Annotated in this window: 11 protein-coding genes; 6 read left to right on the top strand and 5 right to left on the bottom strand. The window is 67.1% G+C overall.

The genetic code is table 11. The features are described 5' to 3' along the window. Window positions 1-152: 152 nt before the first annotated feature. Window positions 153-1,433 (bottom strand): transcription termination factor Rho, encoded by a 1,281-nt coding sequence (gene rho / locus WKI94_RS09540; RefSeq protein ID WP_337845510.1) that lies wholly within the window; start codon window positions 1,431-1,433, stop codon window positions 153-155. Continuing rightward, complete coding sequence (gene fsa / locus WKI94_RS09545; protein ID WP_337845511.1) at window positions 1,430-2,101, bottom strand: fructose-6-phosphate aldolase; 672 nt, start codon at window positions 2,099-2,101, stop codon at window positions 1,430-1,432. Before fsa ends, rho begins: the two co-directional genes overlap by 4 nt. Before the next feature lie 407 nt (window positions 2,102-2,508). On the opposite strand from fsa, the gene ileS reads away from it, so the two are divergent. The 6 genes from ileS to nfo all read left to right on the top strand — a co-directional run bounded on the left by ileS (window position 2,509) and on the right by nfo (window position 9,730). After that, entirely contained in the window at window positions 2,509-5,637 is a 3,129-nt protein-coding gene (gene ileS / locus WKI94_RS09550) for an isoleucine--tRNA ligase (protein ID WP_337845512.1), read from the top strand. A gap of 162 nt (window positions 5,638-5,799) precedes the next feature. Next, the gene (locus WKI94_RS09555) at window positions 5,800-6,861 is read left to right on the top strand and encodes a Xaa-Pro peptidase family protein (protein WP_337845513.1); all 1,062 of its coding nucleotides are present in this window, start codon (window positions 5,800-5,802) and stop codon (window positions 6,859-6,861) included. Between the two features lie 19 nt (window positions 6,862-6,880). Further along, window positions 6,881-7,645, top strand: a complete 765-nt coding sequence (locus WKI94_RS09560; RefSeq protein ID WP_337845514.1) for an AAA family ATPase — start codon at window positions 6,881-6,883, stop codon at window positions 7,643-7,645. Then, window positions 7,636-8,430 carry a hypothetical protein gene (locus WKI94_RS09565; protein ID WP_337845515.1) on the top strand — a complete coding sequence of 265 codons (795 nt, stop codon included), beginning with the start codon at window positions 7,636-7,638 and terminating at the stop codon, window positions 8,428-8,430. Before WKI94_RS09560 ends, WKI94_RS09565 begins: the two co-directional genes overlap by 10 nt. Beyond that, window positions 8,397-8,903 carry a septal ring lytic transglycosylase RlpA family protein gene (locus tag WKI94_RS09570; protein WP_337845516.1) on the top strand — a complete coding sequence of 169 codons (507 nt, stop codon included), beginning with the start codon at window positions 8,397-8,399 and terminating at the stop codon, window positions 8,901-8,903. Before WKI94_RS09565 ends, WKI94_RS09570 begins: the two co-directional genes overlap by 34 nt. 8 nt (window positions 8,904-8,911) lie before the next feature. Next, complete coding sequence (gene nfo / locus WKI94_RS09575; protein WP_337845517.1) at window positions 8,912-9,730, top strand: endonuclease IV; 819 nt, start codon at window positions 8,912-8,914, stop codon at window positions 9,728-9,730. Here nfo and WKI94_RS09580 read toward each other — a convergent pair. The 3 genes from WKI94_RS09580 to WKI94_RS09590 are packed head-to-tail and all read right to left on the bottom strand — an operon-like array spanning window position 9,727 to window position 13,410. Further along, window positions 9,727-10,383: a site-2 protease family protein gene (locus WKI94_RS09580; protein WP_337845518.1), complete on the bottom strand. Its 657-nt coding sequence runs from the start codon at window positions 10,381-10,383 to the stop codon at window positions 9,727-9,729. The genes nfo and WKI94_RS09580 overlap by 4 nt on opposite strands. Then, complete coding sequence (locus WKI94_RS09585; RefSeq protein ID WP_337845519.1) at window positions 10,380-10,985, bottom strand: site-2 protease family protein; 606 nt, start codon at window positions 10,983-10,985, stop codon at window positions 10,380-10,382. Before WKI94_RS09585 ends, WKI94_RS09580 begins: the two co-directional genes overlap by 4 nt. Next, complete coding sequence (locus WKI94_RS09590; protein WP_337845520.1) at window positions 10,960-13,410, bottom strand: CBS domain-containing protein; 2,451 nt, start codon at window positions 13,408-13,410, stop codon at window positions 10,960-10,962. The genes WKI94_RS09585 and WKI94_RS09590 overlap by 26 nt, the downstream gene beginning before the upstream one ends. Window positions 13,411-13,552: the final 142 nt, after the last annotated feature.

Raw genomic sequence — 13,552 nt, forward strand, 5'->3', positions numbered from 1 at the left:
GCCAGCCGGGCTCCCTTCCACATCTCCTGGCCGATGGTGGTAAGCTGCATTCGTGGGGACCTCCTTCATGTTGGAGTGGTCCCCACATTTTAGTTGGGGCAGTCTCACATGTGTTTGTCCGAGCACAGGGGCAGGTGCCCCTGCCCCTTGCCCTAGCGGGCCGCCAGCGCGGCCAAGAACTCCTTGTTGCTTTTGGTCTTGGCCAGGCGGGCCAGGAGCATCTCCATGGCCTCCGCGGGGTCCATGTCCGCCAGGACCTTGCGGAGAAGCCACATCTTGTGCACCACCTCCTCGCCGAGAAGCAGCTCCTCCCGGCGGGTACCGGACTTCAAGATGTCTATGGCCGGGAAGATGCGGCGCTCCTCCAGGCGGCGGGAGAGGTGGAGCTCCATGTTGCCCGTCCCCTTAAACTCCTCAAAGATCACGTCGTCCATGCGGCTGCCCGTCTCCACCAAGGCGGTGGCCAGGATGGTGAGGCTCCCCCCGCCCCGGATGTTCCGGGCCGCCCCCAGGAAGCGCTTGGGGAAATAGAGCGCGGCAGAATCCAAACCCCCGGAGAGGGTGCGGCCCGTGGGCGGGGTCACCAGGTTGTTGGCCCGGGCCAGGCGGGTGATGGAATCCAGGAGGATCATCACGTGCCCCCCCTCCTCCACGATACGCTTGGCCCGCTCGTGCACGAACTCCGCCACGCGGATGTGGTTCTGGGGTGGCTCGTCAAAGGTGCTGGCGATGACCTCAGCCCCCTGGACGCTTTCCCGGAAGTCCGTGACCTCCTCAGGGCGCTCGTCAATGAGGAGGACGATAACCTTGATGTCGGGCTCGTTTTTGAGGACGGCGTTGGCGATCTTCTTGAGGAGGGTGGTCTTCCCCGCCTTGGGAGGGGCCACGATGAGCCCCCGCTGGCCGCGGCCGATGGGGGCCAGGAGGTCAATGACCCGGGTGGAGAGCTCGTCCGGGGTGGTCTCGAGGCGGATCTGCCGGTCCGGGAACTGTGGGATGAGCTCGTCAAACCGGGGCCGGTTCTTGGCCACCTCCGGGTCCAGGTCGTTCACCGCCTCCACCTTGAGGAGGGTGCCGTAGCGCTCGTTCTCCCTGGGAGGCCGGGCCCGGCCCACCAGGTAGTCCCCGGCCCTCAGGGCGTACTGCTTGATGAGCCCCGCGGAGACGATGGCCACCCGGGCGTCCATGTTGTGGAGGTTCTCCGTGAGGAAGCCGTACCCGTCTGGGCTGATCTCCAGGTAGCCCTTGACCAGCTTCAGGCCCTCCCCCTGGGTCTGCCGTTCTAGGAGGGCCATGATGAGCTGGTCCTTCTTCATCCGCTTGTAGCCCTCAATCCCCGCCTCCTGGGCCAGGAGGTGGAGCTCGGGCAGGATCTTGCCCGCCAGGTCCTGGTAGGAAAGGGGGGTTTCCTGTACGCTTTCCTTCTTCTTCATGGCTTAACCTTCTCCCAGTCTTCGGTGAACCGCTTCAAGCCGATGTCCGTCAGGGGATGCTTAAGAAGGGCCTTGAACACCGCGTGGGGCAGGGTGGCGATGTCCGCCCCCAAAAGGGCCGCCTCCGTCACATGGCGGGGGTGGCGGATGGAGGCCGCGATCACCTTCACGGGCAGGTCCTGCACCGCGATCATCTCCACAATCTCCCGCAGAAGCTCCCCCCCGTCCCAGGAGATGTCGTCCACCCGGCCCAAGAAGGGGGAAACGTAGGCCGCCCCCGCCCGGGCAGCAAGGAGGGCCTGGTTGGCGGAGAAGATGAGGGTCATGTTGACCCGGATTCCCTCAAAGGAAAGGGCCTTGCAGGCCTTGAGGCCCTCCTCCGTGGTGGGGAGCTTGACCACGATGTGGGGGTGGATGGCCGCAAGCCGCCTTCCCTCCTCCACCATGGCGGGGGCCTCGAGGGCCGTGACCTCCGCGGACACCGGCCCCCCCACCGCCTCGCAGATGGCCCTAAGGTGGGCCCTTAAGTCCTCCCCCGTGGGCTTCACCCCTCGGTCCAAAAAGGCCTTGGCCAGGAGGGTGGGGTTGGTGGTCACCCCCGAGAGGACCCCCCAGGCCGCGATCTCACGTATTTCTTCCAGATTGGCCGTGTCCAGGTAAAGCTCCATCCGCTTCTCCTTGTTCTAAAGGGAAATGAACCGGCTTAGCCTCAGCCTAGAACCCCCTAGGGGCGTTGTCAAGAAGGCCAAAGGGCTGCTAGCATGGCCTTAGCCGCCAAAGGGGGATTTTACCCCAGGGCGGCCAGGGTGTAAAGGCGAGGATGGGGAGAGTACCCCTTCCCAAGAGCCAAGAGCGAGCCGGGGAGGGTGGAAGCCCGGCGGTGAGGGAAGGCGGGAAGATCACCCCGGAGCCGCGGGAGGAAAGGGGGCTTGCCCCTGAGTAATGCCCGCCGGGTGCGCCCGTGATAGCGTCCAAAGGAGGGCCTGGGGTCTTCCCCAGGAAGCGCGGTGGTACCGCGGAAGCCTAGGGCTTTCGTCCGCGCCTTTAGGGCGCGGGCTTTTTCGTAGGAGGGGGTATGTTCAGGGAAGTGGGCGAACCGGACTTTCCCAAGCTGGAAGAGGAGATCCTGGCCTTCTGGAAGCGGGAGAAGATCTTCCAAAAGAGCGTGGAGGCCCGAAGGGGGCGCCCCCGTTACACCGTCTACGAGGGCCCCCCCACGGCCAACGGCCTGCCCCACGTGGGCCACGCCCAGGCCCGGAGCTACAAGGACCTCTTCCCCCGCTACAAGACCATGCGGGGCTACTACGTGCCCCGCCGGGCAGGCTGGGACACCCACGGCCTCCCCGTGGAGCTGGAGGTGGAGAAGAAGCTGGGCCTTAGGAACAAGCGGGAGATCGAGGCCTACGGCATCGCCCGCTTCAACGAGGAGTGTCGCCGGTCCGTCTTCACCTACGAGAAGGAGTGGGAGGCCTTCACCGAGCGCATCGCCTACTGGGTGGATTTGGAAAACGCCTACGCCACCCTTCAGCCCACCTACATTGAGAGCATCTGGTGGAGCTTAAAAAGCCTCTTTGACCGGGGCCTCCTCTACCGGGACCACAAGGTGGTCCCCTACTGCCCCCGCTGCGGCACCCCCCTTTCCTCCCACGAGCTCGCCCTGGGCTACAAGGAGATCCACGACCCCTCGGTCTACGTGCGCTTTCCCCTCAAGGATCCCGGGGCCTTGGGGCTTGAGCGGGCAAGCCTCCTCATCTGGACCACCACCCCCTGGACCCTGCCCGGCAACGTGGCCGCGGCGGTGCACCCCGGATTCACCTACGCCGCCTTCCAGGTGGGCGAAGAAGCCCTCATCCTGGAAGAAGGTCTAGGAAAAGCGGTTTTGGGGGAGGAAACCCCCGTCCTCAAGACCTTCCCCGGCCGGGCGCTGGAGGGCCTCCTCTACGAGCCCCCCTACCCCCAGGCCTTGGAAAGGGGTTACCTGGTGGTCCTGGCGGAGTACGTGAGCCGGGAGGACGGCACCGGGATCGTCCACCAGGCCCCAGCCTTCGGGGCGGAGGACCTGGAGACGGCCCGGGCCTATGGCCTCCCCCTCCTAAAGACCGTGGACGAGGAGGGGAAGCTCCTGGTGGAGCCCTTCCAGGGCCTTTTTTTCCGCGAGGCCAACCGGGCCATCCTGAGGGACCTCAAGGGGCGGGGCCTCCTCTTCAAGGAGGAAGGGGTCCTGCACAGCTACCCCCACTGCTGGCGGTGCTCCACCCCCCTCATGTACTACGCCACGGAAACCTGGTTCATCCGGAACACGGCCTTCAAGGAGGAGCTCCTCAAGAAGAACCAGGAGATCAACTGGGTCCCACCCCACATCAAGGAAGGCCGGTACGGGGAGTGGCTTAGGAACCTGGTGGACTGGGCCTTAAGCCGCAACCGCTACTGGGGAACCCCCCTGCCCATCTGGGTCTGTGAGGCCTGTGGGAGAGAGGAGGCCGTGGGGAGCTTCGCCGAGCTTAGGGCCAGGGCCAAGGAGCCCCTCCCCGAGTCCTTTGACCCCCACCGGCCCCATGTGGACGAGGTGGAGCTCGCCTGCACCTGCGGTGGCACCATGCGCCGGGTGCCCTATGTGATTGACGTGTGGTACGACTCCGGGGCCATGCCCTTTGCCTCGGTTCACTACCCTTTTGAGAACCAGGAGGAGTTTCGGGAAACTTTCCCCGCGGACTTCATCTCCGAGGGGATTGATCAGACCCGGGGTTGGTTCAACTCCCTGCACCAGCTTGGGGTGATGCTCTTCGGCTCCATCGCCTTCAAAAGCGTCATCTGCCACGGCCTCATCCTGGACGAGAAGGGGCAGAAGATGTCCAAGTCCAAGGGGAACGTGGTGGACCCCTGGGACATCATCCGCACCTTCGGAGCGGACGCTCTCCGGTGGTACATCTACATCTCCGCTCCCCCGGAGGCGGACCGGCGCTTCGGGCCCAACCTGGTACGGGAGACGGTGCGGGACTACTTCCTGACGCTTTGGAACGTATACGGCTTCTTCGTCACCTACGCCAACCTGGACCGGCCCAACCTGAGGGCGCGCCCCGCACCGGAAGCCCGCCCCGAGCTGGACCGCTGGCTCCTCGCCCGGATGCAGGACCTCATCCGCAAGGTGACGGAGGCCCTCGAGGCCTACGACCCCACCACCTCGGCCCGGGCCCTAAGGGACTTCGTGGTGGAGGACCTCTCCCAGTGGTACGTACGCCGGGGCCGCCGCCGCTACTGGAAGAACGAGGACGCCCTGGACCGGGAGGCGGCCTACGCCACGCTTTGGGAGGCCCTGGTCCTCCTCGCTAAGCTCACCGCCCCCTTCACCCCCTTCCTGGCGGAGGTCCTTTGGCAAAACCTGGTGCGGAGCGTCTTCCCGGAGGAGAAGGAGAGCGTCCACCTTGCGGACTGGCCGGAGGTGGACCCGAGCCTTTTGGACGAGGAACTCCTCCTCAAGATGCGGGCGGTGCTTAGGGTGGTGGACCTGGCCCGGGCCGCGCGGGCCAAAAGCGGGGTCAAGACCAGGACCCCCCTCCCCCTCCTCCTGGTCACCGCCCCCATCCCCTTGGAGCGGGAGGGCCTCCGGCACTTCGCCAGCGAGATGGCCGAGGAGCTCAATGTGAAGGAGGTGCGGGTGCTGGAGCCTGGGGAGGAGGTCCTCACCTACCGCGTCCTCCCCAACCTGCCCCTCCTTGGGAAGAAGTACGGGAAACGGGTGCCGGGGATCCGCGCCGCCCTAGAGAAGGAGGCAGAACGGGTGGCCCGCCTGGCCCTGACGGGCGAGCCCATCCCCTTGGAGGTGGGGGGGGAGACCCTGGTGCTGGCCCCTGAGGAGGTGCGCCTCGAGGCCCAAGCCCCCGAGGGGTACCTGGCCCTGGAGAAGGAAGGGTACGTGGCCGCCCTGGAGGTCAGGGTCACGGAGGAGCTCAGGCTGGAGGGCCTGGCCCGGGACCTCATCCGCCACCTGCAGCAGGCCCGGAAGGAGATGGGCCTCAAGGTCTCGGACCGTATCCAGGTGGCCTACCAGGCGGAAGGCCCCTACCGGGAGGCCTTAGGGCGCTTCGGGGCGAGGATCGCGGAGGAGGTCTTGGCCCTAAGCCTGGTGGAAGGGGAGCCCCAAGGCTTCCTCACCCGGCTGGAGGACGAGGAGGGGAAGGCGGTCTTCGGGCTGGAGCGGGCCTAAGTGCCCCGCGGAAGCTTTCGCTTCGGCGGGGACCCCAGAAAAAGGGCCCGAGCACCCTTTTCCTCCAAGTCCCATGGGCATTTTTCTATACCCGGGCGCTTAGCGCGGTGGGGGTGTGCATAAACCACCCCCCAAGCCCAGGCGGGGTGGTATAGTGCCCCCGTGCAGGACCTAAGGGAACTCCTAAAGCGCCTGGAGCTGGATGCCCTTTACGTCACCAAGCCCGAAAACGTCCGCTACCTCTCCGGCTTTCCCCACCCCGAGGACGCGGAGGTCCTCGTCACGGAGGAAGGGGCCTTCCTCCTCACCGACCCCCGCTACCCGGAGGCCGAGCGGGAAAGCCGCCTCCCCGCCAAGGTCCTAAAGCGGGATGAGAAGGCCGCCCTCCTCTCCGGCCTCCGGGGCCGGGTGGGGTTTGAGGCGGCCCACCTCCCTTATGCCCGGCTCATGGCCTTAAGGGAGCTGGCCCCCGCGGAGTGGGTGCCCACGGAAGGGGCCATAGAGGCCCTCCGCCTGAAGAAAACCCCGGAGGAGGTGGAAGCCATAAGGAAGGCCCAGGCCCTGGCGGAGCGGGCCTTCCTCCACGCCCTAGGCCTCCTGAAGCCGGGGGTGAGGGAGCGGGACGTGGCCCTGGAGATGGAATACTTCGTCAAAAAGGAAGGGGGTGAGGGGGCAGCCTTCCCCCCCATCGTGGCCTCGGGGGTGCGGGGGGCCCTGCCCCACGCGGGGGCCTCGGACAAGCCCTTGGCGGCAGGGGAGCTTGTGACCCTGGACCTGGGGGCCCGGGTCAAGGGCTACGCCTCGGACATGACCCGCACCGTGGCCCTGGGGCAGGTGGATGGCCCCCTGAAGGAGGCCTTCTTCGCCGTTTTGGAGGCCCTGGAAAGCGCCCTGGAGCTCATCAAGCCCGGAGTGGAGGCCAAGGCGGTGGACGCCCGGGCCCGGGAGGTCTTGAAGGCGCGGGGGCTTGACCGGTACTTCGTCCACTCCCTGGGGCATGGGGTGGGCCTCGAGGTCCACGAGGCCCCCGCCCTCTCCCCCTATAGCGGCCAGGGCCCGGGGCCCCACCTGGGCCTGGTGTTGGAGCCGGGGATGGTGGTCACCGTGGAGCCCGGGGTCTACCTTCCCGGGGTGGGCGGGGTGCGGATAGAGGAGCTGGTCCTGGTGACGGAAAAAGGGGCCGAGCTCCTCTCCACTCTGCCCCGGGGGTGGCAGGCGCTCTAAGCCTCGGGAGGGCCATTCGTTGAGAAATCTCGTACGCCTCGCCGCCCTGATGGGGGCGTTTGGACTGGGGTACCTCCAGGGAGGCCCCGTTCTCGGGCTCTTCCTCTCGGGGCTAGCCCTTTTGCTGGGTAGAGGCCTGGCACCGGCCCGGCCTTCCCCACCCTCCAAGGCGCAGCCGGGTGCAGAGGAGCCCAAGCCCCCAAGCCCAGAGGCTAGCCCTGTAGAGGTTGAAGAAGCCCCCCAAGGCCTTTCTTCCGAACAGGAGCGGGCCTTCCTGGCGGTTACCCAAAGCCCCCACCCCGCCCACCTTATCACCGGCCCTGCGGGCACCAGTAAGACCACGCTCCTCTACGCCCTCCAGGAGTTTTACAAAGGACGGGCCGTGACCTTAGCCCCCACGGGCACCGCCGCCCTGCAAGCCCGCGGGCAGACCGTCCACTCCTTCTTCCGCTTCCCAGCCCGGCTCCTCCGCCACCGCCACCCCGAAGACATCCGCCCTCCAGGACCCCGCACCCCCTTGCGCAAGGCCATGGAGCAGATGGAGGTGCTCATCCTGGATGAGGTGGGGATGGTGCGGGTGGACCTCCTGGAGGCCGTGGACTGGGCCCTTCGAAAAGCGCGAAGGCGTCTGGAAGAACCTTTCGGGGGGTCAAGGTTCTCCTCCTGGGGGATACCCGCCAGCTGGAACCCGTGGTGCCGGGCGGGGAAGAGGCCCTGTACATCGCCCGCACCTGGGGAGGACCCTTTTTCTTTCAGGCCCACGTGTGGGGAGAGGTGGCACTGAAGGTGCACCACCTCCAAGAAAGCCAGCGCCAACGGGAAGACCCCCTCTTCGCCGAACTCCTGAAGCGGTTGCGCCAGGGCGACCCCCAAGCCCTGAAAACCCTCAACCGGGAAGCGGTGAGGCCGGACGGCGGGGAGGAACCGGGAACGCTGATCCTCACCCCCCGGCGGAAGGAAGCGGACGCCCTTAACCTAAAGCGCCTCAAGGCCCTCCCGGGTAAGCCCCTGGAGTACCAGGCCCAGGTCAAAGGGGAGTTCGCGGAAACGGACTTCCCCACCGAAGCCTCCCTGACCCTCAAAAAGGGCGCCCAGGTCATCCTGCTGCGGAACGACCCCTTAGGGGAGTACTTCAACGGAGACCTAGGCTGGGTGGATGAGGTGGAGGCCGAAGCCCTAGCGGTCCGGCTGAAGCGCAACGGGCGGCGGGTGGTGGTCCGCCCCTTCACCTGGGAAAAAATCGTCTACACCTACGACTCCGAAAACGAAGAAATCAAGCCCCAGGTGGTGGGCACCTTCCGGCAAGTGCCCGTGCAGCTCGCCTGGGCCCTCACGGTGCACAAGGCCCAGGGGCTCACCCTGGATAAGGTCCACCTGGAGCTGGGGCGAGGCCTCTTTGCCCACGGCCAACTCTACGTGGCCCTCACCCGGGTCCGCCGCCTCAAAGACCTTAGCTTAAGCCGCCCCATCGCCCCCACGGAACTCCTCTGGCAGCCCGAGGTGGAGGCGTTTGAAACGCGCATTCAGGAGGGAACATGGCAAAAAAGCTACGGCTGGCCCTCGTCTTAAGCCTGGCGCTCCCCCTTGCCCTGGCCCAGACCTACACCGTCAAGGAGGGGGACACCCTCTACCGCATCGCCAAGGCCCACGGGCTCAGCGTGGCGGAGCTTAAGCGCCTGAATGGGCTCACCTCCGACCTCATCCGCCCCGGGCAGGTCCTGCGGGTGGGGCAGGGAGGGGAGAAGGAAAGGCCCCGCTTCGTCCAGGAAGGCCTTGCCGTGTGGTATGGCCCCGGTTTCCACGGCCGGAGGACGGCCAGCGGGGAGGTTTACGATATGCACGCCCTCACCGCCGCCCACCCCACCCTCCCCTTCGGCACCCGGGTGCGGGTCACCAACCTGAAAAATGGCCGGAGCGTGGTGGTGCGCATCAACGACCGGGGGCCCTTTGGGGGGCGGTACATCATAGACCTCTCCTACGCCGCCGCCCGGGCCATCGGGGCCCTTTCGGCCACGCGGGTGCGGGTGGAAACGGTAGACTAGCCCGGGCCATGGCACGAACCGTAGCCTACGGGTTTCACCTCTCCATCGCCGGGAAACGGGGCGTGGCGGGGGCGGTGGAGGAGGCCATGCGGCTTGGCCTCACCGCCTTCCAGATCTTCGCCAAAAGCCCAAGGAGCTGGAAAACCCGCCCCCTAAGCCCCAAGGAGGTGGAGGACTTCCGGGCCCTCAAGGAGATGGCCGGGGGCATCCCCGCGGTGATCCACGCCTCCTATCTGGTGAACCTAGGGGCAGAGGGGGAACTTTGGGAAAAGAGCGTCCAGAGCCTGGCGGACGACCTGGAAAAGGCCCGGGTCCTGGGCGTGGAGTACGTGGTGGTCCACCCCGGGTCTGGGCCCCCGGAGCGGGTGAAGGAAGGGGCCCTGAGGGCCCTTAGGCTTGCGGGGGTGCGGCAGAAACCCGCCCTCCTCCTGGAGAACACCGCCGGGGGGGGGGAGAAGGTGGGGGCGCGCTTTGAGGAGTTGGCCTGGCTCCTGGAGGACACCCCCTTGGGGGCCTGCCTGGACACCTGCCACGCCTTCGCCGCGGGGTACGACGTACGGGAAAACCCAGGAGGGGTCCTCTCCGACCTGGACCGCACCGTGGGGCTGGAGCGGGTTCCGGTGATTCATCTGAACGACTCCCAAGGGGATCTGGGAAGCCGCATAGACCACCACGCCCACCTCCTCCAGGGGCGGATCGGGGAGGGGCTTAAGGGGGTATTCCTGGACCCCAGGCTCAAGGGCAAGGTCTTCATCCTGGAAACCCCAAGGGGCCTCGAGGAGGACGCCTGGAACCTAAAGGTCCTTAGGGGTTGGCTAGGGGGCTAGAGGAAGAGGCCAAAAAACGCCCCCCGCACCGCCCTAAGCACCACCTGGATGGAGGGCTGGAGCACGGTGAGGATGAGGAGGAAGGAGACCCAGGCGTAGCGTTCCAGGCTCCAAAGAAAGGGGTGCCACGCAAGGGGCAGGAGGCTTTGCAGGATTTTGGACCCGTCCAAGGGGGGGATGGGAAGGAGGTTGAAGACCGCCAGGACCAGGTTGATGGAGCTGGCGAAGAAGGCGGAAAGGGCCAAGACCCCCACGGGGGCAACCCCCTCCCCCCGGAAGGCGAGGAGGACCTCCAAGGGGGAGAGCCGCCAAAGGAGGCGCACCAAAAGGGCAAAGAGGACCGCCAGAAGGAGGTTCACCACGATGCCCGCCACGGACACGGCGAAAAGCCCCAAGCGGTAGGGCCTCAGGAAGGCAGGGTTTACGGGCACGGGCTTGGCCCAGCCGAAGCCCACCAGGAGGAGGAGCAGCGTGCCCAAGGGGTCCAGGTGCCTCAGGGGGTTTAGGGTGAGGCGGCCCAAGCGCTTGGCGGTGGGGTCGCCGAAGCGCCAGGCGGCGTAGGCGTGGGCCGCCTCGTGCAGGGCGAGGCTGAAGGCGAGGAGGAAAAAGGCCAGGAAGAAGGCCAGGGGGTCTTGCCGCAGGAGGGCGATCATAGACCAAAAAGCCGGTAGAGGTTGGCCAGGAGCCCGGAAAGCCCCTGGACCACAGCCCCCGTCACCCCCGTGTAGGAGAGGATCAGGAAGATGACGATGAAGCCCAGGGGCCCATAGGAAGCCAGGCGCTCCAAAAAGCGGCGGGCCTCGAGGCCCCCCACGGCGTAAAGGGCCTTGGCCCCGTCCAGGGGAGGCACGGGGAAGAGGTAGATGGCCGCGTGGAGGAGCATGACCCGCTGGGCCACCATGAGGCCCTCCCCGAAGGGGTAGGGCAGGAAACGGGCGAGAAGGCCATAGAGGAAGGCCGCGGCGAAGAAGCCCAAAGGCCCCATGAGGGCCACCAGGGCCCCCTTGCGGCCCGGGAGGCGGCTTGGCACCTCCTTGGGCCAGCCGAAACCGAGGAGGAGGAGGAAGACCAGACCCAAGGGCTCGAGGTGCACCCGGAGGTCCAGGCTCAGGAAGCCATAGCGCCTGGGGGCGAACTCCCCGTAGCGGTCCGCAAGCCAAGCCTGGAAGAGGTTGTGGAGAAGGAGGCCGAAGACGGCAAGGGCAAAGACCACCAGGAAAACCGGGGGGTCACTCAGGAGGGGAAAGAGTCCCATCGCCCATCAGTTTACGGGCTAGGGCCATCTCCTCCTCAAAGGTGCGGACCTCCCCCCTCGCCCGGGCCTCCGCCACCCGCCTGAGGATCTCCCCCACCCTGGGCCCCGGGGAAAGCCCCAGGGCCAAGAGGTCTCGGCCCCTTAGGACCCGGCGCCTTTCCCTAAGCCAGGCCTCCTTTTCCGGGAAAAGGGCGAGGAAGGCAAGGCGGAGGGGCTCCTGGGCCAGAGCCTCCCGCTCCTCCTCCCGCCACTCCCCCTTGAGGAGGAGGGCCAAGGCCTCCCTAAGCCTCTTGGGCACGCCCAAGGCCTCGGCCTTGGCCAGGGGGTCTTCTTGGTGGTAGAGAAGCAAGAGGAGCCGGGCCTCCATGGGGGCATCGGGAGGCAAGGGGCGGAAAGCCTCCTCCGAGGGAAGCCTCAGGCCGTAAAGGGCCCTTAGGGCAGAAAGCTCCTCCAAAAGCCTTAGGGCGGGGTAGAAGGTCTCCTCCTCCAGGGTGAGGAAGAGCTCGTCCCGAAGGCGGCTTTGGCTGGCCTGAGCCAGGACCTCGGGGAGGAGGGCGGGGGGAAGGTGGCGCAGGGCTTCCTCCGCAAAGCGGAAGCCAAGCCGTGCCGCAAGCCTCGCCCCCCGCACGATGCGGCTTGGGTCCTCCACGAAGGAAAGGGGGTGGAGGGGTCTGAGGAGGCGGGCCTCCAGGTCCTTAAGCCCCCCGTAGGGGTCCAGAAGCTCCAGGGTGTCCAAGGCCAGGGCCAGGGCGTTCACCGTGTAGTCCCGCCGCTCCAGGTCCTTGGCGATGGGGGCGGGGCGCACCTGGGGCAGGGCCCCGGGGTAGGGGTAGACCTCCTCCCGGCTTTCCGCGAGGTCCACGGTAAGGCCAAAGGGAAGCCGCACCCGCGCCGTTCCGAAGGCGTAGTGGTGGCCAAAGCTCCCCCCAAAGCGCCCCACAAGGAAGCGGGCCACCTCCAGGGCCCTTACCCCAGGCTCCAGGACCAGGTCCAGATCCGGCCCAAAGCGGCCGAGAAGGGCATCCCGCACCGCCCCCCCCACTAAGTAAACCCCTTTGGGAAAGGCCTCCTTAAGGGCCGAAAGGACCCGCCTCGCCCCCTCGGGCAAGGCCTCCCAGATCCTCTGCCCCACGGGTTTTTCCCCCTCTTGGGTCTTCCGGTAAAGGTCCGTGCGGGTGAAGATGCCAAGAAGCCGCCACCCCTCCCCCACCCGCTCCCCCACCAACACCCGCCCGCCCCCCTCCTTGAGGTGGGGCTCCACCTGGGAAAGGGGGAGGTTAGGGGGAAGGATCACGGCCCGGGCCAGGAAGCCCTCCACGGGGTGGTCCTCGAGGCCGAGGCGCACCGCCTTCCTGAGGTCCCGCCTACGGGCGATGCCCAGCACCCTCACCCCTCCGGGCAAAGGCTCCACCACGGGCATGGCCCCGTACCCCCGCTCTTCCAGCACCCTTAGGGCTTCCCGCACCGTGGTGGGGCTCAAGGTCTCCACGGGGGCGGTCATGCGCTCGGCCAGGGTGGGCTCGGGGGCCAGGTGGGCGGGAAGGCTTTCCACAAGGGCCTGCACCGCCCTCCTCACCCCCTTTCGCACCCGGGCGAAGGCCGCCCGCGGGTGCCCCCCACCCCCCAGGGGGGCAAGCCAGCGGGCCACGTCCAGCCGCTCCTTGCTTCGGGCGATGAGGAGGGTCTCCCGCCCCAGGCGGAGGACCAAAAGGACCCCATCCGCCTCGTAGAGGTCCAGGAGGAGGTGGGCCAAGGGGGCTAGGGCCGGCACATACCCCTCTTCCTGGGCTCGGGCGAGGAGGAGGCGGAACCCCCTTCGCTCCACCACCTGGGCGTTCTTCAGGAGCTTCAGGAAAACCCCCCGGGCCTCCTCCCCCACCCCGGGCCGCACCCAGTCCCGCACCCTATAGGGCTCGGCCCCCCGTTCCAGGAGGAAGAGTGCGGCCTCAAGGTCCTCCTTGGTGGTGCTCGGGAAGCTGAAGCCCCCGGTGTCCTCCCAAAGGCCGGCGTAGGCCAGGGTGGCCTCCAGGGGGGTGAGGGGAAGGCCCCGCTCCTTAAGGAGGGGGACGAGGAGGCTTACCGTGGCCCCCACGGGGGCCACCTTTCCCCCCACCGCAGGTACGTCCCCAGGACTTGGGGGGTGGTGGTCAAAGACCAGGAAGGGCACCCGTCCCACCAGGGCCTTCAGGGGCCCGATGCGCTCGGGGCGGGCGTTGTCCACCAGGACCACCTCCCGCACCTCCTCCAGGGGGATCTCGCCCGCAGGCACCAGGTCCAGGCGGTCTTCCAAGAGGGGAAGGAGGGCCTTCAGGGGCCCCTCGAGGCCCCCCACCAGGGCCAACACCCCGGAGAAGAGCCTGCCCGCCAGCACCATGGAGCCCAGGGCGTCCAGGTCCAGGTTCTCGTGGGCGGCGATGACCCGCACGGAAGACCAGTCTACTGTGCTCGGACAAACACATGTGAGACTGCCCCAACTAAAATGTGGGGACCACTCCAACATGAAGGAGGTCCCCACGAATGCAGCTTACCACCATCGGCCAGGAGATGTGGAAGGGAGCCCGGCTGGC

Source organism: Thermus sp., from assembly GCF_037444525.1.
Taxonomy (GTDB): Bacteria; Deinococcota; Deinococci; order Deinococcales; family Thermaceae; genus Thermus.